This is a genomic window from Sedimentibacter sp. (genome assembly GCF_038562225.1).
In the GTDB taxonomy this organism is placed as follows: domain Bacteria; phylum Bacillota; class Clostridia; order Tissierellales; family Sedimentibacteraceae; genus Sedimentibacter.
Map to the genome: position 1 here is coordinate 169,232 of NZ_JBCFAS010000001.1, position 25,212 is coordinate 194,443.

A 25,212-nucleotide genomic window follows, 5' to 3' on the forward strand; every position below is an offset into this window, starting at 1 on the left:
GGCGGTAGGTCATTCGCAACGAAGTCCCAAATTATGAGAGCGAAAGCGAGCAAATAATTTGGTGAATGAGACTGCGAGATGCCCTAACCCCATTTTTCAGACGTTTTTTCTGAAAAATGGCGGTAGGTCATTCGCAACGAAGTCCCAAATTATGAGAGCGAAAGCGAGCAAATAATTTGGTGAATGAGACTGCGAGATGCCCTAACCCCATTTTTCAGACGTTTTTTCTGAAAAATGGCTGGTAGGTCATTCGCAACGATTATGACTTGACCCAATTTCTTTGACCGATAGGGAGAAAGAAATTGTAGGTAAGTCAAACGCAATGAGTTCCAGATTTGCATGAGCGAAAGCGATTAAGCAAATATGTGTACGAAACTGCGCTTCCCAAATTATGAGAGCGAAAGCGAGCAAATAATTTGGTGAATGAGACTGCGAGATGCCACAAATCTTTGGTTTGGTGTCGGTGGTTACCCTGAACGCCGCCTTAAAAATATTTTTCTGTGATTAAAGTTTTTAAGCGGCGTTTCACGGGTATCATAAATCTGTGTCCCATATTGGCGACGGATTACATATTAGGTTAGTTTAAGTTCACGGCAGAAATAGCCGCGGACAAATATAATTGTTGAATATTGCTTGCACAATTTTCAATAATTATATATCATATTTTATATAAATATGATGGTAACGTGACTCATAGGAAAGAGGTGTAGAATGGGCAAAGTATATGATGTAATAATAATAGGAGCAGGTCCTGCAGGGTTGTCGGCAGGAATATATGCCGGAAGAGCAAGATTAAGCACGCTGATAATTGAAAAGGAAAAGGACGGAGGACAGATAGTTCTCACATCTGAAGTTGAAAACTATCCCGGATGTTTAGAAGGAGAATCAGGCCCAACATTGATTGACCGTATGGCTGATCAGGCAAAGCATTTCGGTACTGAAAAGGTATATGATGAAATTGTTGAAGTGAAACTCGAGGGCAAAGAAAAGGTTCTTGTGGGCAAGAAAGGCGAGTATACAGGAAAGACTGTAATAGTAGCCGGAGGAGCTTCATCAAAATTGATAGGCTGCCCTGGAGAAAAAACATTCACAGGCAAGGGAGTATCCTACTGTGCAACCTGCGATGGAGCTTTCTTTGAAGACTTTGAGGTGTTTGTAGTGGGCGGAGGCGATACCGCCGTAGAAGAAGCCATGTATCTGACTAAGTTTGCCAGAAAGGTTTCAATCATTCACAGAAGAAATGAATTGAGAGCTGCTAAGTCAATTATACAAAAAGCTAATGATAATCCGAAGATTAACTTCATATGGGATTCTGTTGTGAAGGAAATCAAAGGCGACGGTATTGTAAACTCCATGGTACTGGAAAATGTCAAGACAGGAGAGCTTACGGAATTAACAGCCGATGAAGATGACGGAACCTTTGGGATTTTCGTATTCATAGGATATGAGCCAAAGACAAAGTTATACGAAGGAATCCTGAACATTGACAAAGGCTACATAGTAACCGATGAAAACATGCAGACTAATATTCCGGGTGTTTATGCCGCAGGTGATATCAGATTAAAGAGTCTTAGACAGGTAGTGACTGCAGCAGCTGATGGAGCCATTGCAGCCGTTCAAGCCGAAAAATATATAGAAAGTTTGGAGGATTAATATGTTAGTACTGGATAAAACAAATTTTGATGAAGAAGTTCTTCAAGGACAAGGATACATACTGGTTGATTTCTTTGGAGACGGTTGCGCACCATGCGAAGCTTTGATGCCGCATGTAATGGAATTGTCAGAAAAATACGGCGACAAGCTGAAATTTACTAAATTGAACACAACTAAGGCCAGAAGAGTTGCCATTGGACAAAAAGTATTAGGTTTGCCTGTCATTGCAATGTATAAGGATGGAGAAAAAGTGGAAGAACTTATTAAAGAAGATGCCACTCCTGAAAATATAGAAGCAATGATTCAAAAATATATATAGTATGGAGACACACCTTTAGTATAGAGACAGTCTTTGAAGTAAAAGGAATGTCCCCATATAACAGGTCAAACAAAAAAATAACAAAGGAGGATATGAAATGAGCTTATTGAATGGCAAGAAAGTTATTATAATAGGCGACAGGGATGGAATACCGGGACCGGCAATCGAAGAATGCGTTAAGACTGCCGGAGCTGAAGTTGTATTTTCATCTACTGAATGCTTCGTCTGAACTTCCGCAGGCGCAATGGATTTGGAAAATCAAAAAAGGGTTAAAGAATTTGCTGAAAAGTATGGTGCTGAAAACATAGTAGTTGTACTTGGAGCAGCTGAAGGTGAAGCAGCAGGTCTTGCTGCAGAAACCGTAACTAACGGAGACCCAACATTTGCAGGTCCATTGACAGGAGTTCAGTTAGGACTCAGTGTATATCATGTATGTGAACCAGAAATAAAAAATGAAGTTGACGAATCAGTTTATGACGAACAAATAAGCATGATGGAAATGGTTTTGGATGTGGATGACATCATAAGCGAAATGACTCCTATCAGGGAAGACTACTGCAAGTATCTGTAGTATCGATAGCGATTTGTTAATTTCTATATATAGAATTAATATGTCATCAGAATTTGCTTCGCAGAAATGCGAAGCAAATTTTAAAATTTTGAAAATTTGAAGTATAAAGTCTAGGGTTTAAACCTAGTTAAACTTTATGCCTTGTATTTTAAATTAAGGTTCAAATAAATAGCGGAGGTTATTATGAACAGTGTAATAAGAGGAGCAAGCTATATACTGGCATTTACGCCGGATATGGTCATTCACAACGGAACCACACAAACCACCGAAAGAACGGTAAATCCCAATTCGGAGTATTTAAAGCAAATAAAGGACCATCTGAGAACATTTGACCAGGTGGTAAAATATCTGCCTAACCAGACATATATAGGAAACATAACTCCCGATGAGCTGGCGCAATACGAACAGCCTTGGTACGACAAGGAAGCTGTGGGATTCGGAAGGTACGGCAAGTACGGTGAAATTATGCCTCAGGACGAGTTCCTGGTTTTGATGCAGATTTGTGACGTTTTCGACCTTGTAAAACTTGAAAACAATTTTCTGGAACAAGCAACGGAAAAGCTTGCAAGCCATCCCTTGTTTGATGATTCGCTCCTGAGCAGAATAAGCGAAGGTGAAGAGCTGTCATTGATTTCAAAGTATGTTGATGAAGAGCATGCAGAGCCTTTGTACAATGAAGGACAGCTCATAGGATGCGTAAAAAGAGCCCACGACATAGACGTGAACCTGAGCTCCCATGTTATGGTTGAAAACCTTGTTTCGAAGGCTTCTAACGTTTTGGCTTTATTAAATCTTGTTGCAAAAAACAATATTAACAAAGAAGAAATTGACTATGTAATCGACTGCTGCGAGGAAGCATGCGGCGACATGAACCAAAGAGGCGGAGGAAACTTTGCGAAAGCATGCGCCGAGGTAGCAGGATTTGTTAATGCCACAGGATCAGATACAAGAGGTTTCTGTGCAGGACCTACACATGCGCTCATTGAAGCTGCGGCTCTTGTAAAGGCCGGAGTATACAAAAACGTTGTGGTTTCTGCAGGCGGCAGCACAGCAAAGCTTGGAATGAATGGAAAGGATCACATTAAGAAAGGTCTGCCCGTTCTTGAAGACGTTCTTGGCGGATTTGCAGTGCTTGTAAGCGAAAATGACGGAATAAATCCAGAAATCAACCTTGACCTTATAGGACGCCACACTGTCGGAACAGGTTCCTCACCGCAGGCTGTAATAACATCGCTTGTGTCATCCCTTGACAAGGCAGGATTGAAGATCACGGACGTTGACAAGTACTCGGTTGAAATGCAAAATCCTGATATCACTAAACCGGCTGGAGCTGGGGATGTGCCACTGGCAAACTACAAGATGATAGGTGCCCTGGCTGTTAAAAGAGGAGACATTGAAAAGAAAGACCTTCAGGATTTCACGGAGAAGCACGGAATGCTGGGATGGGCTCCGACGCAGGGTCACATTCCATCTGGAGTGCCATATGTTGGATTCTGCAGACAGGATATTCTGGACGGAAAGATCAAAAGTGCCATGATTGTCGGAAAGGGAAGCTTGTTCCTGGGAAGAATGACTAACCTGTTTGATGGAGTATCTTTCATAGTTGAAGCCAATAAAGGAAAACAAGACGAAAAATCCTCAATATCGGAAGAAAAGGTAAAAGAACTTATAGCACAGGCTCTAAAGAATTTTGCTTCAAACCTGATGGCAGAATAGGAGGGCATATGTCTGAAAAACAAGTGAATCAAATCATTGGAAAAGTGTTCAACCAGCTTGCGGATACGCTGATCAGCGGCGAATACGGGCAAAAGCCCAGAGTTGCAGTTACAGCCATGGGAAGCGAGCACGGTGAAGACACCATATTTGCTGCAGCAGCCAAGGCTGCAAAGTCCGGACTGGAATCAACAGTAATCGGTTCAAAAAGTGTTCAGGGAGTTACCACAGCCTTCGTAGATAACGAAGATCAGGCTCATAAAAAGATGGAGGAGCTTCTGGACAAAGGTGAAATTGATGCATGCGTAACCATGCACTATCCTTTCCCCATCGGAGTTTCGACTGTCGGAAGAATTGTGACACCCGGAAAAGGCAGAGAAATGTTCATTGCCACCACCACCGGAACATCCTCTACGGACAAGGTTGAAGGAATGGTCAAAAACGCCATTTACGGTATTATCACTGCAAAAGCCTGCGGAATTTCAAATCCGACCGTTGGTATCCTTAACGTGGATGGAGCCAGACAGGCTGAAATTGCCTTGAATAAGCTGAAAAGCCAGGGCTATGACATAAATTTCGCATCATCTCAAAGAGCCGACGGCGGTGCCGTAATGAGAGGCAACGACCTTTTGATGGGTTCCTGCGACGTAATGGTAATGGATTCTTTAACCGGCAACCTGATGATAAAAATATTCTCATCTTATACAACCGGAGGGAGTTACGAATCATTGGGCTACGGATACGGACCGGGAATAGGAGAAGGCTTTGACAAGCTCATCCTTATAATTTCAAGAGCATCCGGAGAGCCTCTGGTGGAAGGTGCCATGAAATTTGCTGCTGACCTTGTTAAAGGAAATCTGAAACAGGTGGCAAAGGAAGAGTTTGAAAAGGCAAACAAGGCAGGCCTTGCAGAAATATTAAAGTCAGCCAAATCTGTTAAGAAATCGTCCGATGAAGAAGAAGTCAAAGCTCCCAAGAAGGAAGTTGTAACTTCTCAGATTTCGGGAATTGAAATAATGGACCTTGAAGATGCGGTGAAGCTTTTATGGAAAAACAATGTGTATGCGGAAAGCGGCATGGGCTGCACTGGACCCATCATTCTAGTAAACGATGCAAACACTGACGCTGCAATCAAAATACTGCAGGACAACGAGTTTATAGCAAAGGAAAAAACCTGCTGCTAGGTAATAAAAACGAAAAAGAAAAATTAAAGCGGCCACAGCCGCTTAAGAATGTATACAAATTCAGATGCTGTCATCCTGAGCGTTAGCGAAGGATCTCCTAATGTTGAAATGATGAGATTCTTCAGGCTACGCCCTCAGAATGACAACGTCAAAGGTATTAATCTGAAAGCGGCAATAGCCGCTTTTTTATTGTCAGTTTTTGAAGCTGTGTATCGGTGCCGGTATTCTTCCGCCTCTGGCAATGAAGTCATCGCTTGAGAAGCTGCTTACCTTCATTATGGGTGCTCTTCCCAAGAGTCCACCAAACTCGGCAGTGTCTCCCAGTGTCTTTCCGTAAACCGGGATGAGTCTGACTGCAGTGGATTTTTGATTTATGACTCCTATGGCGCACTCATCTGCAATTATGGCAGAAATTGTGCTGGCTTTTGTGTCTCCCGGAATTGCAATCATATCAAGTCCAACTGAGCACACGCAGGTCATGGCTTCAAGCTTTTCAATGTTGAGAGAACCTCTGTTTACAGCTTCGATCATGCCTTCATCCTCACTTACGGGTATGAACGCTCCGCTTAAGCCGCCAACATTTGAAGATGCCATGATTCCGCCTTTTTTAACGGCATCATTCAACAGTGCCAGGGCGGCTGTTGTGCCGTGTGCGCCGCATGCTTCAAGACCTATTTCTTCCAATATCCTTGCTACGCTGTCACCCACCTCTGGAGTAGGTGCCAGGGACAAGTCCATTATGCCGAAAGGTATGTTCATTCTCCTGGAAACCTCCTGAGCCACAACTTCTCCTGCTCTTGTAATCTTGAAGGCAGTTTTCTTTATGGTTTCGCATACGGTTGTGAAGTCTTTTCCTCTAACCTGTTCAAGAGCATACTTGACAACTCCTGGGCCGCTTACACCTACGCTCAAGCATGTTTCCGATTCGCCTGTTCCATGGAATGCTCCTGCCATGAAGGGGTTGTCCTCAACCGCATTGGCGAATATAACCAGCTTTGCGCAGCCGATGCTGTCATTGTCTCTCGTAAGGTATGCGGTTTCTTTTATTATTTCGCCCATCATCCTTACAGCATCCATGTTAATTCCGGCTTTTGTGGTTGCCACGTTAACGGATGAACAAACCTTGTTTGTTCGTGCCAGAGCTTCGGGAATGGAGCGCAGCAGTATTTCATCACCTTTTGTGAAGCCCTTGTGAACGAGGGCAGAGAATCCTCCCAGAAAGTTTACCCCTGCAACGTCTGCAGCCTTGTCCAGAATTTCAGCATACTTCACGTAATCCGTATCGCCGCTTGAACCTGCAATTATTGAAATCGGAGTAACGGATATTCTTTTGTTTATTATTGGAATGCCGAATTCATTTTCCGTCTGCTCAACTGTTTTAACGAAATTTTCAGATAACCTAGCTATTTTGTCGTATATCTTTATTCTGGATTTTTCTCCGTCTGTGTCTGCACAGTCAAGAAGAGATATTCCCATGGTGATGGTTCTTATGTCAAATTTGAGTTCGTCAACCATTTTGATGGTTTCCAATATATTTTTTGATTTAATCATGCGTCCCCCTATATTTCGTACATCTTGTCAAAAATGTCTTCGCGCTGCATTCTGATGTCCATGTTTATTTCCTTTGCCTTCGTGTCAAGATCCTTTTGCAGCGATACGAAGTCTGACGTCATTTGCTCGAAATCAACAAGCATTATCATGGTGAAATACTCTCTCATTACTGTCTGGTTAATATCCAGAATGTTTACGTTGTTGTTGGCCAGAAGCGTTGACACCTGTGAGATTATGCCTACACGGTCCTTACCTATGATTGTTATGATTCCTTTCATCTCATCCTCCAAGTTGTAATATGTATTTGCAGTCTTGATATGCATTTCCAAAAAATAATTATTGCGATTGACCTGTCATGAATTCTGCTTCCCTTCGGTCGTAACAATGTGGTTAGGTCATAGCACAGTTGCGTCATAAAATAAAAGAGACTGGTTTTCTGAACCGGCAAAGGCTAGCTTTGGCCAATTCAGAAATTTTCAGTCTCTCTGAACGACAAAAATACTGTCTCTGTCCTTTTACCTGAGAGTTTCGCCCGTAAGCTTTCCCCTTCGGTGCTCCTAAGAGTCTCTCCAGAGTCATGTCCGCAGGCGGTCGACTGCCTTCCGCCAGCATCATCCATTTATTATTAGGGGTTAGTATATACCTGTTTGAAATAAAAATCAAGAAAATTATTTACTTCTTTTTGAAAAAAATTTTAGCAAAGTTAAGTTTTTTTTGTTATAATCATAATGTTGACAATTTTTATCAGGTTTTATATATAATATCTAAATTTTGTTATATGATAGAAAACAATATCATGTTGAAATTATAAGAAAATTTGTTATAATATATGGTAGCGAGGAGTGATATTATGAAAATGGGCTTTGAATTGAATCTGTCTCAGACTCAAAAGCTTATCATGACGCCGGAATTAAGACAAGCTATACAAATATTGCAATTTAATAACGTAGAACTGATGGAGTTTATATACAAACAGCTTGAGGTAAATCCTTTTCTTGAATCCGTAGACAACAAGGGTCAGGAATCTGTCTCAGGTGAGGAGCAGGTGGATTTCGAACCGAAAAACGATAACGGCAAGGATGAAATCGATTGGAAGGAAATTACCGAAAAATATGATGATTTAAGCTACAAGGCTTATGAAAAGTCATCTGATTCCGATGATAAGCAAACATTTGAAAGCTACACATCCAAGAAAATGTCCCTGAAGGACCACCTGATGGTGCAGCTTGGAGTGTCGGTCAAGACAAACAAGGAAAAGAGAATCGGTGAGTTCATCATAGAATCTCTGGACAACAAGGGCTATCTGGGATGTTCAGTTCAGGATATCAGCCTATTGCTGAACGAGGATGTTGTGGAAGTTGAAAGGGTGTTAAGACTCATTCAAACATTTGACCCTGTAGGCGTGGGCGCCAGGAATTTGAGCGAATGCCTCATGATACAGCTTAAGGAAAAGGGCATACAGGACAAAAATGCGTACATCATAGCAGAAAAGTATCTTGAAGAAATAGCCACGAACAAGATTCAAAAAATAGCCAAGGACCTGCACATTACAGTGACCAGGGTGCAAAGCATCTGCGACATAATAAAGATGCTTGAGCCGAAGCCTTCGAGAGGGTTCATTGTTGACAGCGATTCCATCAGATACATTGTACCGGACGTTACAATTGAAAAGATAAACGGTGAATACATCATCATTGTTAATGACAACAACCTGCCGCTTTTGACTATAAGCAGCTATTACAAGAATATGATCACCAACCTGGATGACAAGGAAGCAAACAAGTTCCTGACGGACAAGCTCAATTCGTCCATGTGGCTCATAAAGAGCATAGAACAAAGAAGAATGACATTGTACAAGGTTGTTGAATCAATCCTTAAATTTCAAAGAAGGTTTTTCGATGAAGGAAAGACTGCCTTGAAGCCTCTGGTTCTCAAAGATGTTGCCGACGACATAGGCGTTCATGAATCAACAGTAAGCAGAGCCACAAACGGAAAGTATGTTCAGACGCCGATAGGTTTGTTTGAGCTTAAGTATTTTTTCGCCAGCAGCTTAAGCGAAAGCGACGGTGAGGGAATATCCTCCACTAGCGTCAAGACTCAGATTCAGAAGCTTATAAACGATGAAAACGCACAAAAACCTTTAAGCGATCAAAAGATTGCAGAAATGCTATGTTCTGATGGAATCAGCATATCAAGAAGAACCGTGGCCAAGTACAGAGATGAAATGAGGATACCGTCCTCTTCCATGCGAAGAAGATACTAATAAAAGCAATTAAGAATTAAGAGTTAAGAATTAAGAGTTTAACAATAGGACAGAATATTCAATAAATGAAGTTGAATATTCTTTTTTTGTGTGTAATTAAATAAGGAATTTTATCAAAAATTACTGATTTATTTTTGCGGTTTTTACTGTACAGCACCTTGATGCTGTGATATAATCAAAAATATAAATGCGACACTATTAATAAATAGTATGACACATATCTCAATTCATATCTGATGACCAATCTAAAATTAAATTCCAAAATTCAAAAATACTATTGCAATATGGTTCAAATATGGTAGAATAAACCTAGGGACGTAAAACGAACAACAGGGACACAAACTATCCCGGAGGGATGTATGGAAAAAAACAAACTGCTTGAAATTCAAAACAAAATAGTTCCCGAAACTGTCGAGCTGTTCATGAAGAGATATGAAATATTGAAAGTAATAAGCTCACAGCAGCCCATCGGAAGAAGATCTCTATCCGCAAAACTTGGAATAACCGAAAGAACAATGCGTACCGAAATTGATAAGCTGAAGGAAATGAACCTGATTGATATCAAGACCGCCGGAGTGGAACTCACAAAGGAAGGGGAGAATGTGCTGTCGGAAATTCACAACAGTTTTTACTACATAAAAAATTTGTCCGATCTGGAATTAAAGCTCATGGAAAAGCTAAAGCTAAAGAAGGTTGCAGTCGTTGCAGGCAACTCCGAGAAGGACAGTTTCGTATTCAACGATCTGGGCAAGAAGGCTGCTGAAATTATTCTGGATCTTATAAAAAACGATACGATATTAGGAATTACCGGTGGAACGACCATGGCCTGTGTAGTGAGGCAGATGAAAAGGAAAAAGGGAATAAAAAACCTGTTGGTTCTGCCTGCCAGAGGAGGTTTAAGCGAGGAGCTTGAAATCCAGGCGAATACCATAGCTGCAAACCTGGCAGAAAAGCTAGATGCGCCGTATAAATTGCTTCACATCCCCGACAATCTGGATGAAAATGAATTGAATGTACTGAAGAACAACAAGCTCATACAGGATGTCTTGTCAGACATACGAAATATAAACCTGCTTGTATTCGGACTGGGTAATGCCAGAGAAATGGCTGCCAGAAGAAAAGCAGGAGAAAACGTCATGGAGAAGATTGAAGATGACCATCTGACGGCAGAAGCTTTCGGATATTTTTTCGACAATGAAGGTAACGTGAAGATGCAGACAAATTCTGTGGGAATATCGCTTGAAAACTTCAAGGAAATCAAGAATTCCATCGGCGTTGCCGCAGGAAAGTCAAAGGCAGAGGCCATTTATGCAATATCAAAATTCAATAATAATTTTATCCTGGTGACGGATGAAGCAGCCGCCAGAAGGATATTAGAATTATAAATCACACTAATAATAATTATAATTATATAATCATAGGAGGATAACATGGTTAGAGTAGCAATTAACGGTTTTGGAAGGATAGGAAGATTGGCATTGAGATTGATGGCACAGGATGATGAGTTTCAGGTTGTGGCCATAAACACCAATTCAGATGCTGAAACACTGGCATACTTGCTTAAATATGACTCGGCTCACGGAAACTTCATGACTGATAAAATTTTCCACAAAGGTGATGTACTGGTTGTAAACGGCAAGGATATCATAACTTCAAGGGTCAAAGAACCTGAAAATTGCAATTGGAAAGAACTCGACATCGATTTGGTTATCGACTGCACAGGTAAGTTCAACGACAGGGAAAAAGCAGAGGCTCATATTAAGGCCGGAGCAAAGAAGGTTATTCTTTCAGCACCGGCAAAGGGAGATGTTAAGACTGTTGTTTACAATGTAAACCACAACATTCTCGATGGAACAGAAACAGTTGTATCTGCGGCTTCATGCACAACAAACTGTCTGGCTCCTTTGGCAAAGGTTCTGAACGATGAGTTTGGAATAGTTAAGGGACTTATGACTACTGTTCACGCCTATACAAACGACCAGAACATTCATGACAATTCACACAAGAGCGGAATAAAGGCAAGAAGAGGCCGTGCAGCCGCAGCAAACATAGTGCCTGCTTCAACAGGAGCAGCGAAGACAGTTGGAGTTGTTCTTCCTGAACTAAAAGGAAGGTTAGACGGCATAGCACTTCGTGTTCCCACACTGACCGGCTCAGTAGTAGACCTGACCGTAGAGCTTGGAAGAAACACAACTGTTGAAGAAATAAACTCAGCTGTAAAGAAAGCAGCCAACGAGACACTTGCTTACACTGAAGATCCAATAGTATCAAGTGATGTAATAGGCAGCAGCTATGCATGCATCTTCGACGCACTGTCAACTCAGATCCTTGAATCAGACGGAAAGCAGCTTGTAAAGCTCATTGCATGGTACGACAATGAAATGTCATTCACATCACAGCTTGTAAGAGTTGTAAAATACTGGGGTTCAATGAAATAAACATACTTCGGCAAAAAAGAAGCAATAGGAACGAAAACCTTTCATATGAAATCTCACTTCGTTCTATTGCTTTTCTTGCCGTTTGTTATTGGAGGATGTATGAATAAGAAAACTTTAAAAGATATAGATGTTAAAGGTAAGAAAGTCATAGTAAGATGCGATTTCAATGTTCCGCTGGACAAGGAAGGAAACATCACAGACGATATAAGGATAACAAGTTCTCTTCCAACCATAAACTATCTGTTGGATAACGGAGCTTCCGTAATTCTTTTGTCTCACCTGGGAAGGCCGAAAGGACAGCCTTCAAAGGAATTTTCATTGCTGCCTGTTGCAAAAAGGCTTGAAGAGCTGCTGGGCAAAAGCGTCATGTTTGAGGATGCTGATGCGGTTGTGGATGAAAAGGTAAAATCAGATGCTTTAGTTTTGCAGCCGGGAGATGTGATGCTCCTTCAAAACACAAGGTTCAGGAAGGAAGAGGAAAAAAATGCAGGAGATTTTGCAAATGACATGGCTTCCCTGGGAGACATGTTTGTAAATGACGCATTTGGAACAGCCCACAGGGCACATTCTTCAAATGTGGGACTGTGTGATTACCTTCCTTCGGCAGTTGGATTTTTAGTGGAAAAGGAAATAGAAATAATGGGCAATGCCCTTGAAAACCCCAAAAGACCGCTTACAGCTATTCTTGGAGGAGCTAAGGTTTCAGACAAGATTGCAGTAATTGAGAATCTTCTGACCATTGCAGACAACATACTCATAGGCGGAGGGATGACATTTACATTCCTTAAGGCTTTGGGATACGGCATAGGCACGTCTCTTCTTGAGGAAGACAAGGTTGAGCTGGCAAAAGAACTCATTGCTAAGGCTAAGGAAATAGATGTTAACTTGCTTCTTCCTGTAGATACAGTTGTGGCAAGGGAATTTAAAAATGACACAGAGTTTTTTGAAACAGATGCGGATAAAATTCCTGAAGGTTACATGGGGCTTGACATAGGAGATAAGACAATCAAAATGTTCGAGAACACCATAAGTCAGTCAAGGACCATTATCTGGAACGGACCGTTGGGAGTTTTCGAAATGGACAATTTTGCAAAAGGAACAAATTCCATAGCAAAAGCCGTAGCCATGAACAAGGATGCCATTTCGATTATCGGCGGAGGAGACAGCGCAGCAGCTGTTGAAAAAGTAGGGCTTGGCGAGATGATAACTCATATATCCACCGGAGGAGGCGCTTCCCTGGAATTTCTGGAGGGTAAGGTTTTGCCGGGAATAGATGCTGTAGACAACAAATAAAGGAGTCAGATATGAGGAAAAAATTGGTTGCAGGCAACTGGAAAATGAACAACGATGTGGTTGAAAGCACAGCGCTTGCAAAATCTATAAAGTCATTGTCAGGTGAATTCGACGCTGATGTGGAAGTTTTAATATGTCCCGCGTTCACTTCACTGTATTCTGTTAAACAGGAACTTTGCGGTTCAAATATAAAAATAGGCGCTCAAAACATGCATTACGAGGACAAGGGAGCCTACACCGGTGAGGTATCTCCGGTTATGCTGAAAAACATGGGCATAGAGTACGTAATTATCGGTCACTCTGAAAGAAGACAGCTTTTCTTTGAGGACGATGAAACTGTCAACAAAAAACTTAAAGCTGCATTAAAACACGGCCTTAAGCCAATACTCTGCGTAGGGGAAACCTTGGAACAAAGAGAAGGCAATGTTGAAAAGGAAACCGTAAGGAATCAGGTTACGAAGGCTTTTGAAGGAATAGGAGCTGATGATGCAGTAAAAATAACTGTTGCCTACGAGCCTGTGTGGGCAATAGGAACAGGCAAGACCGCAACGAGTGTTCAGGCCAATGAGATGGCTGCATTCATAAGGAAGTCAATAGCCAAAATCTACAGCCTCGAAGTATCTGAAAATGTATTGATTCAATACGGCGGCAGCGTCAAGAAGGACAATGCAAATGAAATACTCACGCAGTCGGACATAGACGGCGCACTGGTTGGCGGAGCCAGCCTTCAATCTTTAGAATTTTTAAACATTATCAATTATGCAAAGTAAGGAAGGTCCAGTATGAACAAAGTTACAGCATTGATTATCCTTGACGGCTGGGGATTGGGTGAAGACTATGAGGGAAATGCTATAAAGAGGGCAAAGACACCCAATTTTGATGTCTTGATGAGGAAGTACCCAAATACTGTCCTGTCAGCCAGCGGATATGACGTAGGTCTTCCGAAAGGGCAGATGGGAAATTCAGAAGTCGGTCACCTGAATATAGGGGCAGGAAGAATTGTGTATCAGGATTTCACGAGGATAACAAAATCTATTGAAGACGGAGAATTCGAAAATAACGAAGCATTGAAGGGTGCCATTGATTTTGTTAAGAAAAACAATTCAACTCTGCATCTGATCGGGCTTTTATCCGACGGAGGAGTGCACAGCCACAATACTCACCTTTACAGCCTGCTTGAGCTTGCAAAGAAAAATGGCGTTGAGGACGTACAGGTCCATTGCATAACCGACGGACGGGACGTAAGCCCCACAAGCAGTCCTAATTACATAAAAGAACTTCAAAAAAGAATTAAGAGTATTGGAACCGGACACATAGCCTCCATCATGGGCAGATACTATGCCATGGACAGAAACAAGCAATGGGACAGGGTTGAGCTTGCATATAACACTCTTGTGAACGGAGCAGGCGAAACATTTTCAGATCCTCTGGAGGCTGTCAGGAATTCATATATGAGCGGTGTGACTGATGAGTTCATAAAGCCTCTTCTTGTAGAAAAACAAGGAGGAGGTCTGGGAACGGTAAAGGACAACGACGCCGTCATATTCTACAACTTCAGACCCGACAGAGCAAGACAGCTTACAAGGGCCTTTGTTGATGAAGAGTTCAGCAATTTTCCAAGAAAAAGGGTCAACGTAAAGTTTGTTTGCATGACCCAGTATGACAAGACAATTGAAAATGTTGATGTAGCTTATAAACCGCATTTTGTAAAGAATACCCTGGGAGAGTATTTAAGCACTCTTGGACTTAAGCAGCTAAGGGCTGCAGAGACTGAAAAATATGCTCATGTGACATATTTTTTCAACGGAGAGATCGAAGAGCCTTTCAAGCATGAAGTAAGGAAGCTTATACCGTCTCCGGATGTGGCAACTTATGACCTGAAGCCCGAAATGAATGCCTTTGAACTGAAGGACATGATCATGGAGGAACTTGAAAAGGACATGTACCAGGTGATGGTTATCAACTTTGCCAATCCTGACATGGTTGGCCACACCGGCGACATCGAGGCAGCCATAAAGGCAGTTGAGGCAGTTGACAAGTGTCTCGGCGAAATCGTAAACTTCCTGATCAGAACTGACGGGACTGCACTGATTACAGCCGACCACGGCAACTGTGAAGAGATGCTGGATGAGGTAACCATGGCAAAGCTGACTGCTCACTCAACGAACAAGGTACCGTTCATAGTTGTAAGCGGCAGCAGAAAGATGAAGCTTAAGGAAGGAATATTGGCAGACATCGCGCCTACCATGCTCGAGCTTATGGGACTTGAAAAACCAAAAGAGATGACAGGCCAAAGCCTGATAGTACACAATTAAAGGGAGGTTATTTAATGACTATTATTTCAGATGTATATGCAAGAGAGATTCTGGATTCAAGAGGAAATCCAACAATAGAAGTGGAAGTTTGGACTGAAAGCGGAGGATACGGCAGGGCAGGTGTTCCTTCAGGAGCTTCAACCGGAGCATTTGAAGCCGTAGAACTTAGAGACGGCGACAAATCCAGATATCTTGGAAAAGGAGTAACAACAGCAGTTGACAATGTAAACAATATTATAGCTCCTGAGCTTGTAGGAAGGGACTCACTTGAGCAGGTTTCAATAGACAAACTTCTGATTTCCCTTGACGGCACTTCCAATAAGGGAAAACTTGGAGCCAATGCAATACTTGGTGTTTCAATGGCTTGTGCAAAGGCTGCTGCAGACACACTTGGACTTTCACTGTACCAGTACCTGGGAGGAGTCAACGCAAAGACACTTCCTGTTCCTATGATGAACATATTAAACGGAGGACAGCACGCAGACAACAACGTGGACATTCAGGAATTCATGATAATGCCCGTTGGTGCATGCTGCTTCAAGGAAGCTCTGAGAATGGGAGCCGAAATATTCCATAGCCTAAAAAGTGTATTAAAGGGAAAAGGACTGAACACATCGGTAGGCGATGAAGGCGGATTTGCCCCTAACCTGAAATCAAACGAGGAAGCTCTGGCAACCATAGTTGAAGCTATAGAAAAAGCGGGATACGTTGCCGGCAGGGATGTAATGCTTGCGCTTGACGTTGCTGCCACAGACCTTTTCAATCCTGAAACAAAAATATACACATGGGAAGGCGAAGGCAGAACGTTCACTCAGCAGGAAATGGTTGATTTCTATGCAAATCTGGTAGAAAAATACCCCATAATCTCCATTGAAGACGGAATGAACGAAGAGGACTGGGAAGGATGGAAGATGCTTACTGAAAAGCTGGGAGACAAAGTACAGCTGGTTGGAGACGACTTGTTCGTTACAAACACAGAAAGACTCAAAAAAGGCATAGACCTTAAGGTTGCAAACTCCATCCTGATTAAATTAAACCAGATCGGAACAATAACAGAGACTTTGGATGCCATTGAAATGGCAAAAAGAGCCGGCTACACTGCAGTTGTTTCCCACCGCTCGGGCGAAACGGACGATGCCACAATAGCGGACCTGGTAATAGCTGTAAACGCAGGACAGATCAAAACCGGCGCTCCTTCAAGAATAGACCGTGTGGCAAAATACAATCAGCTGCTGAGGCTTGAAGACATACTGGGAGAAGCTGCTCAGTACGGAAAAACTGAAGTATTCTACAATATTAAGAAGTAAAATTAAATAGGCATTCGGGCTAAACCCGAATGCTTTGCTTAAATTCTCACCATTTATTTTTAAATCTTATAAAAAAAGTTGATTTTATATGCTTTTAATGTTATAATTCAACTGTTATGCGAAGATGTAGTAACGGGAGGTGTGTACAGTGGAAATCGTAGTAAGAATATTTTTGATTATTGCAAGCTTGATTCTAATTGCAAGTATATTGCTTCAGTCAGGAAAATCAGCAGGATTGTCTGGTGAAATAGCCGGAGGAGCTGAGTCTATCTGGGGAAAAAACAAGGGAAGAAGCTATGAAAGCAAACTTGAAAAAGCAACAGCAGCTTCAGCAATAATATTCGTGATTGCTTCCTTGATATTAGTTGCAATTCAGTAATAATATGTAATTTTTTGGCAATAATATTGCTGGGATTCTATATTAATAGAATTTGAACACAGTTTATGAGTGACCGGCTCTTTTGTCGTGCACTTTTATTGCAGAAGAAAACGATGTAATATCGTTTCTGCACCTAAATGTAAGCGCTATTGCAAAAGCTCTATTGCTAATTTGGAATATCAGCTTATAAATTAATATTTAAACAACGGAGGAAAGAAACAAATGGGTACTTTAGTAATAGCCCCAATAGTCGGGGTTTTGGCTTTGCTTTTTGCTTTTTATAAGGCATCAGGCATCAATAAGGTTGATCCGGGTACAGACAGAATGAAAGAGATTTCCTCATTCATTCATGAAGGTGCAATGGCATTCCTTGCAAGAGAATACAAATCAGTTGGACTTTTTGCTATTATTTTGTTCGTTATTCTTGGATTAGGAATCGGTTGGACAACTGCGTTAGCTTATGCGGTTGGATCAGGATTTTCTATATTGGCAGGATATTTCGGAATGACAGTTGCTACTAAAGCAAATGTAAGAACTGCCAACGCAGCAAGAACTTCAGGAATGAACAAAGCACTGGATGTTGCTTTCTCAGGCGGTTCAGTAATGGGAATGGTTGTCGTAGGACTCGGTCTTTTAGGAACAGGCGCATTCTGGCTGATGTTCGGAAGTGCAAGCATAATTACAGGCTTCAGCTTAGGTGCTTCTTCAGTAGCATTGTTTGCACGTGTGGGCGGCGGTATCTACACTAAAGCTGCAGACGTTGGTGCTGACCTTGTTGGTAAGGTTGAAGCAGGTATACCTGAAGACGACCCAAGAAACCCTGCAGTTATAGCTGATAACGTTGGTGACAATGTTGGTGACGTTGCAGGTATGGGAGCTGACTTGTTTGAATCATATGTTGGAGCAATTGTTTCATCAATCACACTGGGCGTTATAGCTTATGAAGGCGGCATCGGAGTTATGTTCCCGCTGTTGATTTCTGCAGTTGGTATACTGGCTTCTATAATAGGAACATTGTTTGTAAGAGGTAAAGAAGGTTCTAACCCACAAAAAGCATTGAACATGGGTACATATATGAGCTCACTGGTTGTTGTTGTAGCAGCATTCTTCCTGAGCCAGTCTATTCTTGGAAGCTTGCAGCCGTTTGGTTCCATCGTGTTTGGTTTGGCTGTAGGTCTTATAATTGCTAAGATTACTGAAATTTACACTTCAGGTGATTACAAATACGTACAGGAAATAGCTGACCAGTCTGAAACAGGAGCAGCTACTACAATTATCAGCGGTCTGTCAGTAGGTATGAGATCAACAGGCTATCCTATAGTTGTTTTGGCAGTAGGTATAATCGGTGCATACTATATCGCAGGTTACACTCCAAATGGACTGGACGCAGTAAAAGGTCTGTACGGTATTGCTCTTGCAGCAGTAGGTATGCTTTCAACTACAGGTATGACAGTTGCAGTTGATGCTTATGGTCCGATTGCAGACAATGCCGGTGGTATTGCTGAAATGTGCGAATTACCACACGGAGTAAGAGAAATCACTGACAAGCTTGACTCAGTAGGAAACACTACAGCTGCTATTGGTAAAGGATTTGCAATCGGTTCAGCAGCTTTAACAGCTTTGGCCTTGTTTGCGTCATACACTCAGGCTGTTGGAATAACTTCCATAAGCTTGACTGAACCAACAGTAATTGCCGGTTTGTTCATAGGCGGTATGCTTCCGTTCCTGTTCTCTGCAATAACAATGAGCGCAGTTGGTAAAGCTGCATTCTCAATGATTGAAGAAGTTAGAAGACAGTTCAGAGAAATGCCTGGAATAATGGAAGGAAAAGATAAACCTGACTACAGAAGATGTGTTGACATATCCACTGCAGCAGCTTTAAGAGAAATGATAGTTCCAGGTCTTTTAGCGGTTTTGGTTCCACTTTTGGTAGGATTCCTTTTAGGAACTGAAGCTTTAGGCGGATTGCAGGCAGGAGCATTGGTATCAGGTGTTCTCATGGCAATCATGATGTCAAATGCCGGCGGAGCATGGGACAATGCGAAGAAGTATATTGAGTCAGGAACTCACGGCGGAAAAGGCAGCGCAGCTCACAAGGCAGCAGTTGTTGGAGACACAGTTGGAGACCCGTTCAAAGATACTTCAGGACCATCAATCAACATACTTATAAAACTTATGACAGTTGTTTCACTGGTATTCGGACCGATGCTGGCTCAGTACGGCGGAGTATTGCTGAAATTATTCTAATAGAATTCATTTGAAGGACTTCTCCTTGCGGGAAGTCTTTTTTGTTGCAGTACTGTGAAACAGATGGTATAATTAAAAACAATTTATGAAACAAAGGCTTGGGCCTTTGTCTGATGTTTTTAATTGTATCGTTGTGAGGCAAGCCATTAGCTCTACTTATGATGCAATCATTTTTGATATGTTACATATAATGATAATAGCAATTAAATATTAAATGAAGGGAAATCTTATGCAAATTGAAGTTGACGGAATTAAAATTAACTACATAGATGAAGGAACCGGTGCTGATGTCTTGCTGCTTCACGGTTGGGGAGGAAGCACGAAGACTATGATGCCAATATTCAATGTTTTAAAGGATAAGTGCAGGGTTGTTGCAGTGGACCTTCCGGGCTTCGGTGAAAGCAGCATGCCGGATAAGCCGTGGAATTCATATGATTATGCTGATTGTATAAAAAAAGTCATTGATAAATTGGGCATGAAGAGTATAATATTGTTTGGTCATTCACATGGAGGAAGGATTTCTATCATTTTATCGTCAATGCACAGCGTGGTTAAGAAGCTTGTTCTTATAGACAGTGCCGGCATAATTCCAAAGAGAACCTTAAAATACTATGTGAAGGTTTATTCATTTAAGATTCTGAGGAAGCTTTATACTGCCTTTTCCTCAGAAGACTCAAGGGAAAAGAAACTTGAGAAGTTTTACAGAAAGTACGGGTCTGTAGACTACAAGGAATCACAGGGAATAATGAGGCAGACCATGGTCAAGGTGGTAAACGACAATCTGGTCGGACTTCTTCCGGACATAAATGTTCCGACTCTTCTTATCTGGGGAGAGGAAGACCAGGATACCCCTTTGTACATGGGGAACATGATGGAGGAGAAGATTAAGGACAGCGGTCTTGTTGTTTTAAAGGGGGCTGGCCACTATTCGTACATTGATTCCTATGACCAGTTCAAGGCAGTCATAAATTCTTTTTTGAAAGAAGATTTCATAAGGTAGGAGAGAGAAGATGCAGTCTTTAATAATTTTATTTGCCGCATGCTGGTTTTTGCTGTGCGCATACAAACTGAAGTATTGTCTACATATGGTTCAAATTGAAGGATACGATGTCAAAAAGTACATGGAGTGGATGGAAAGCAGAAAAGACAGGGTTTACTCCAGGCAGGATAGAATCTACACAGTGATCATGACTGTAAATGCTTTGTTTTTCGTCGTTGCTGTCATGAGAAACAGCACAGCGAACCTGTATCCCTACGCTATGGCAAGTTCCATATTTACTTCGTTTTTCTTGCTTCTGGGAACGAAGACAAAGTATGAGTCTAAAAAACCGCTGGTGTTTACGTCAAGAGCAAAGAGGCTGTATGTCACATCCATGCTGCTGGTATTGGCAGATTTTCTGATTGTGTTGTTTTTGGTTAAGCTGTTTTTCCATGATTTGACCAGGTTTTTTCCTCTTTGGGCAGGCTTGATGTCGGTTGTATATCTTCTGTGCGCATTTTACTCGGCAGGAGCTTTGTACATTGCCAACCCGATTGAAAAAAACATAAACAAAAAATATTACATACAGGCATCACAAAAGATAAAAAACATGAAAAGACTGAAGTCACTGGGTATAACGGGAAGCTACGGAAAGACCAGCACAAAGTTTTTTGCTGCTACCATAATCGGTGAAAAATTCAAGGTACTGAACACTCCCGAAAGCTACAACACTCCAATGGGCATCAGCAAGGTTATTAACAACGATTTAACAGATGATTATGATGTTTTCATAGCAGAGCTGGGCGCCACAAAAGTGGGAGACATAGATGAGGTGGCAAAACTTACAAATCCTCAGATAGGGATCATCACTTCCATAGGTCCATGCCATCTGGAGTCATTCAGGTCCATAGACAACATAATGCGCACGAAGTACGAGCTTATTGAAAATCTGCCTGATGACGGAGTGGCAATCTTCAACTATGACAATGAACATGTAAGAAAACTTGCTGACAAAACGTTCAAGGAAAAGATACTGTACGGCATAGAAAACATCGAGGACACTAACGTATTTGCAACAAACATAAGAGTATCCAGCAAGGGTTCTGTTTTCTCACTGAGCATCGATGGCTTGGGTACCATAGACTGCGAGACGAAGCTTTTGGGTGAGCACAACATACATAATATTCTGGCAGCAGCAGCTGCTGCAAAGGTATTGGGGCTTTCTCTCGTCGAAATTAAACAAGGCATAGCAAAAATCGAAAGTGTTGAACACAGGCTGCAGCTCATTGATCCGGGTACCGGCGTTATTGTAATCGATGACGCGTTCAACTCAAACCCGGATGGTGTTAAGGCTGCTCTGGAGGTTCTGGACTCCTTCACCGACAATAGAAAGATTATAGTTACACCCGGTATGGTGGAACTCGGTGAAATAGAAGAAGCGGAAAATGAAAAATTTGGAGAGCTCATTGCGAATGTTTGCAATGTGGCAATTTTAATAGGCAGAAAAAGAACTCTTCCAATATACAACGGAATAATGAAAAAGGGGTTCAGTGAAGACAATTTGTATGTGGTTGACTCATTGGACCAGGCAAGCAAACTTCTGGGCACGCTCACAAGGGCGGGCGATGTTGTGTTGTTTGAAAATGATCTGCCTGACACATACGACGAAAAATAAATGGAGGTTATTATGAAAAAATCTATTGGCATTATAATCGGAGGAAAATCTGTTGAACATGAAGTTTCAATAATAACGGGACTTCAGGTTATGGATAATATCGATAAAAGCATTTATGAACCTATGATAATTTACATCCAAAAGGATGGAAAATGGTATATCGGCAGCAGCCTCCATGACATAAAAAACTACAAAACCAAGAACTTTGAGGGTGCTTACGAGGTCCTGCCGGGATTTAAAGACGGCAGGCTGGTACTTTATCCGCATCCCGAGCTTAAGCAGGGACTGTTCGGCAAGAAGTACGACACAAAAGAAGTGGAAGTTGTTTTTCCTGCAGTGCACGGAACAAATGTGGAGGATGGAGCTTTGCATGGAATATTCCAGATGAACGGAGTTGCATGTGCCTTCGGTTCTGTTCTAAGTTCGGCTGTGGGCATGGACAAAGTAATCATGAAGCAGGTTTTTGAGAGCAACAAGCTTCCTGTGGTTGATTACACATGGTTTTTCAGGAGCAGCTACGGAAAAGAAAAAGAAAATATTATCGAGGAAATTGAAAAAATAGGATATCCGCTCATTGTCAAGCCGGCAAACCTGGGTTCAAGCGTCGGCATAAGCAAGGCAAACAACAAACAGGAACTGTTGACGTCCATAGAGGTTGCCATGGCTTACGACAGAAAAATCATAGTAGAAAAATGCATTGAAAATGTAAGGGAAATAAACTGTGCTGTAATGGGTTATGAAAATGAACTTACAGCGTCACTCTGCGAGGAACCTGTGGGCTGGACGGATTTCCTGACCTATGAAGACAAGTATGTCAATAAGAAAAAGGATGCAGCAGAATCAAAACGAAGGATTCCGGCAGACATACCCGATGACATAACTGAAAAAGTTAAAAATTACGCAAAATCTTCATTCAAAGCTGTGGATTGCTGCGGAAATGCAAGAATAGATTTCCTTTATGACGGCAATAATATCTTTGTAAATGAAATAAATACTATACCCGGTTCCATCGCATTCTATCTTTGGGAAGGTGCAGGTGTAAACTTCACAAAGCTCATCTCAAAGATTATCGAGTTTGCTGAAATGCAGCAGGAACAACGGAAGAACAACATTGTATCCTACGACATTGATTTGCTGAACAAGATGGGAAGCGGCGCAAAGAAATAATGTTTCCATTGCTAAGGAAGAGGAGATGAATCATGAACTTTAAAGATAAAATACTGGCATTCATGAAAGAGGAAGCTTATAAGCCTCTGACTCTCAATGAGCTCATGCAGGCTTTTGAAATTGAATCCGGCATGAAGAAGGAATTGCTGAAGACACTTAACGAATTGGAGAACGAAGGCAAAATCATATTCACAAGAACCGAAAGATATGGAATACCCGAAAAGATGAACCTGGTTATAGGAACGCTTGAAGGGCACCAGAAGGGGTATGCATTTTTAAGACCTGACGACAAGGACATAAAGGACATATTCATTTCTCCCGTCGATATGAATGGAGCAATGCATGGCGACAAGGTTATTGTGCGCCCTATGAAAATTTCGGAGGATGTGAAAAGCCCGGAAGGAAAGGTAATAAGAATTATCGAAAGGGCCAACACTTTTGTTATAGGAACATTTCAAAGCAGCAAGCATTTCGGCTTTGTTGTGCCTGACGACAAAAGAATTGCATTTGACATATTCGTCCCAAAAGAAGAATTCAACAATGCCAGACCAAACAGCAAAGTTTCGGTTAAAATAACCGAATGGCCGGAGAAGAGAAAAAACCCTGAAGGAAGAATTGTAGAAATCATAGGAGACATAGAGGACACAAAGACACACATCGAGGCTGTTCTGCGTGCCAAGAAGGTAAGGCAGTTTTTCCCGGATGACGTAATAAAGGAAGCAGTGAAGGTATCCTCTGAAGGAATACATGAGCAGGAACTAACCAGAAGAAGAGACTTGAGGTACCTTCCTATCATAACAATTGACGGAGCTGACGCAAAGGACCTGGATGATGCCGTGTATGCTGAAAAGATCAGTGACAGCGAATACAGGCTTGGGGTTCACATAGCAGATGTAACACACTACGTGAAGGAAGACAGAAATCTTGACAAGGAAGCGCTGAAAAGAGCAACAAGCATCTACATAAGCGACAGGGTGATACCCATGCTTCCCAGGGAGCTGTCAAACGGAGTATGCAGCCTTAACCCCGGTGAGGATAAGCTGACGCTGTCTGTAGAGATGACCATAAACGGTGATGGCAAGGTTACAGACTATGAGATATTTGAAAGCATCATCCGCAACAACTACCGCATGACATACACAGATGTTTCCGAAATGCTTGAAAACAATGATGAAGAGCTTTTGGAAAAATACAAGGAAATTGTACCCATGCTCAAGGTAATGGAAGAGCTGAGCCTTGTTTTAAGAAGGAAGAGAGAATCAAGGGGAGCCATAGATTTCGAGTTCCCTGAAACTAAAATCATAACAGATGACAAGGGCAAGGCCATAGACGTCACAAAGTATGAAAGGCGAGTTTCAAACAAGATGATTGAGGAGTTCATGCTGGCATGCAACGAAACGGTGGCTGAACACTATTACTGGCTGAACATGCCATTCGTGTACAGGATCCATGAAGACCCTGATTCAGAAAAGATGTATGAGTTTTCAAAGTTCATTCATAATCTCGGCTATACTCTAAAAGGAAGCAACGACGTTCATCCAAGGGAACTGCAGCAGCTTTTGCTGAAGATAAAGGATACAAAAGAAGAGGCCATAGTCAACAACATGATGCTGAGATCCTTGAAAAAGGCCATATATTCGCCGGACAGTTCTCCGCACTTCGGACTTGCGGCTCAGTACTACTGCCACTTCACATCACCCATAAGAAGATATCCAGACCTGCAGATACACCGAATAATAAAAGGTCAGCTGAAGGGCAAGTTTTCAGAGGAAGATCTGCGAAAACTGACAGAAAGAACTGCAGCGGTGGCTGAACAGTCTTCCAAGATGGAAAGAATCGCCGATGAAATAGAAAGAGACACCGACAAGATAAAAATAGCCGAATACATGTCCGACAAAATAGGAGAAGAGTATGAAGGCGTAATATCCGGAGTCACAAGCTTCGGTGTGTTTGTGGAACTTGAAAACACGGTAGAAGGCCTTGTGCACATATCCAACATGGTTGACGATTACTACATCTTCGACAACGAGAAAAAGGAACTTTACGGTCAGGGCGGCGGAAAAACATTCAGGATAGGCGACCGTGTAAAAATAAGGGTGGCCAACGTAAGCATTGCAAAGGCAGAAATTGATTTCGTGTTTATTTAGAAGGATGGAAA

The 25,212-nt window shown here is 41.9% G+C and carries 20 protein-coding genes and 1 riboswitch; of the genes, 18 read left to right on the forward strand and 2 right to left on the reverse strand.

Annotated elements, in window-relative coordinates:
• The first annotated feature begins 711 nt into the window (after window positions 1–711).
• The 5 genes from trxB to grdD all read left to right on the forward strand — a co-directional run bounded on the left by trxB (window position 712) and on the right by grdD (window position 5,440).
• Window positions 712–1,653 carry a thioredoxin-disulfide reductase gene (gene trxB, locus AAGU76_RS00830; protein WP_342483541.1) on the forward strand — a complete coding sequence of 314 codons (942 nt, stop codon included), beginning with the start codon at window positions 712–714 and terminating at the stop codon, window positions 1,651–1,653.
• Window position 1,654: 1 nt separating this feature from the next.
• Complete coding sequence (locus AAGU76_RS00835; RefSeq protein WP_019227782.1) at window positions 1,655–1,972, forward strand: thioredoxin domain-containing protein; 318 nt, start codon at window positions 1,655–1,657, stop codon at window positions 1,970–1,972.
• Between the two features lie 97 nt (window positions 1,973–2,069).
• Window positions 2,070–2,543 (forward strand): glycine/sarcosine/betaine reductase complex selenoprotein A, encoded by a 474-nt coding sequence (grdA, locus tag AAGU76_RS00840; protein WP_342483542.1) that lies wholly within the window; start codon window positions 2,070–2,072, stop codon window positions 2,541–2,543.
• 183 nt (window positions 2,544–2,726) lie between these two features.
• Window positions 2,727–4,259, forward strand: coding sequence for a glycine/sarcosine/betaine reductase complex component C subunit beta (gene grdC / locus AAGU76_RS00845; RefSeq protein WP_342483543.1), 1,533 nt, complete (start codon window positions 2,727–2,729; stop codon window positions 4,257–4,259).
• An 8-nt stretch (window positions 4,260–4,267) separates the two neighbouring features.
• On the forward strand, window positions 4,268–5,440 hold the full coding sequence (gene grdD, locus AAGU76_RS00850; RefSeq protein ID WP_342483544.1) for a glycine/sarcosine/betaine reductase complex component C subunit alpha: 1,173 nt from the start codon (window positions 4,268–4,270) through the stop codon (window positions 5,438–5,440).
• A 192-nt stretch (window positions 5,441–5,632) separates the two neighbouring features.
• On the opposite strand, the gene AAGU76_RS00855 is transcribed toward grdD, so the two are convergent.
• On the reverse strand, window positions 5,633–6,991 hold the full coding sequence (locus tag AAGU76_RS00855) for a PFL family protein (protein WP_342483545.1): 1,359 nt from the start codon (window positions 6,989–6,991) through the stop codon (window positions 5,633–5,635).
• A gap of 8 nt (window positions 6,992–6,999) precedes the next feature.
• On the reverse strand, window positions 7,000–7,269 hold the full coding sequence (locus AAGU76_RS00860) for an ACT domain-containing protein (protein WP_342483546.1): 270 nt from the start codon (window positions 7,267–7,269) through the stop codon (window positions 7,000–7,002).
• Between the two features lie 219 nt (window positions 7,270–7,488).
• Window positions 7,489–7,574, reverse strand: a riboswitch (glycine riboswitch).
• A gap of 267 nt (window positions 7,575–7,841) precedes the next feature.
• Here AAGU76_RS00860 and rpoN point away from each other — a divergent pair.
• The 13 genes from rpoN (at window position 7,842) to rnr (ending at window position 25,201) form a co-directional block, all read left to right on the forward strand.
• Window positions 7,842–9,254, forward strand: a complete 1,413-nt coding sequence (rpoN, locus tag AAGU76_RS00865) for an RNA polymerase factor sigma-54 (protein WP_342483547.1) — start codon at window positions 7,842–7,844, stop codon at window positions 9,252–9,254.
• A 359-nt stretch (window positions 9,255–9,613) separates the two neighbouring features.
• Window positions 9,614–10,639, forward strand: coding sequence for a sugar-binding domain-containing protein (locus tag AAGU76_RS00870; RefSeq protein ID WP_342483548.1), 1,026 nt, complete (start codon window positions 9,614–9,616; stop codon window positions 10,637–10,639).
• Window positions 10,640–10,684: 45 nt separating this feature from the next.
• Entirely contained in the window at window positions 10,685–11,692 is a 1,008-nt protein-coding gene (gap, locus tag AAGU76_RS00875) for a type I glyceraldehyde-3-phosphate dehydrogenase (RefSeq protein ID WP_342483549.1), read from the forward strand.
• Window positions 11,693–11,791: 99 nt separating this feature from the next.
• Complete coding sequence (gene pgk / locus AAGU76_RS00880) at window positions 11,792–12,985, forward strand: phosphoglycerate kinase (RefSeq protein WP_342483550.1); 1,194 nt, start codon at window positions 11,792–11,794, stop codon at window positions 12,983–12,985.
• Between the two features lie 11 nt (window positions 12,986–12,996).
• Window positions 12,997–13,755, forward strand: coding sequence for a triose-phosphate isomerase (gene tpiA / locus AAGU76_RS00885; protein ID WP_342483551.1), 759 nt, complete (start codon window positions 12,997–12,999; stop codon window positions 13,753–13,755).
• A 12-nt stretch (window positions 13,756–13,767) separates the two neighbouring features.
• On the forward strand, window positions 13,768–15,300 hold the full coding sequence (gpmI, locus tag AAGU76_RS00890) for a 2,3-bisphosphoglycerate-independent phosphoglycerate mutase (protein ID WP_342483552.1): 1,533 nt from the start codon (window positions 13,768–13,770) through the stop codon (window positions 15,298–15,300).
• A gap of 14 nt (window positions 15,301–15,314) precedes the next feature.
• Complete coding sequence (gene eno / locus AAGU76_RS00895; protein ID WP_342483553.1) at window positions 15,315–16,607, forward strand: phosphopyruvate hydratase; 1,293 nt, start codon at window positions 15,315–15,317, stop codon at window positions 16,605–16,607.
• Between the two features lie 148 nt (window positions 16,608–16,755).
• Window positions 16,756–16,986: a preprotein translocase subunit SecG gene (secG, locus tag AAGU76_RS00900; RefSeq protein ID WP_342483554.1), complete on the forward strand. Its 231-nt coding sequence runs from the start codon at window positions 16,756–16,758 to the stop codon at window positions 16,984–16,986.
• A 222-nt stretch (window positions 16,987–17,208) separates the two neighbouring features.
• Window positions 17,209–19,233, forward strand: coding sequence for a sodium-translocating pyrophosphatase (locus AAGU76_RS00905; RefSeq protein WP_342483555.1), 2,025 nt, complete (start codon window positions 17,209–17,211; stop codon window positions 19,231–19,233).
• Between the two features lie 229 nt (window positions 19,234–19,462).
• The gene (locus AAGU76_RS00910; protein ID WP_342483556.1) at window positions 19,463–20,233 is read left to right on the forward strand and encodes an alpha/beta hydrolase; all 771 of its coding nucleotides are present in this window, start codon (window positions 19,463–19,465) and stop codon (window positions 20,231–20,233) included.
• A gap of 10 nt (window positions 20,234–20,243) precedes the next feature.
• Window positions 20,244–21,887 carry a UDP-N-acetylmuramoyl-tripeptide--D-alanyl-D-alanine ligase gene (gene murF / locus AAGU76_RS00915; protein WP_342483557.1) on the forward strand — a complete coding sequence of 548 codons (1,644 nt, stop codon included), beginning with the start codon at window positions 20,244–20,246 and terminating at the stop codon, window positions 21,885–21,887.
• Window positions 21,888–21,899: 12 nt separating this feature from the next.
• Window positions 21,900–23,054 carry a D-alanine--D-alanine ligase family protein gene (locus tag AAGU76_RS00920; protein ID WP_342483558.1) on the forward strand — a complete coding sequence of 385 codons (1,155 nt, stop codon included), beginning with the start codon at window positions 21,900–21,902 and terminating at the stop codon, window positions 23,052–23,054.
• Between the two features lie 32 nt (window positions 23,055–23,086).
• Entirely contained in the window at window positions 23,087–25,201 is a 2,115-nt protein-coding gene (rnr, locus tag AAGU76_RS00925; protein ID WP_342483559.1) for a ribonuclease R, read from the forward strand.
• The last annotated feature ends 11 nt before the right edge of the window (window positions 25,202–25,212 follow it).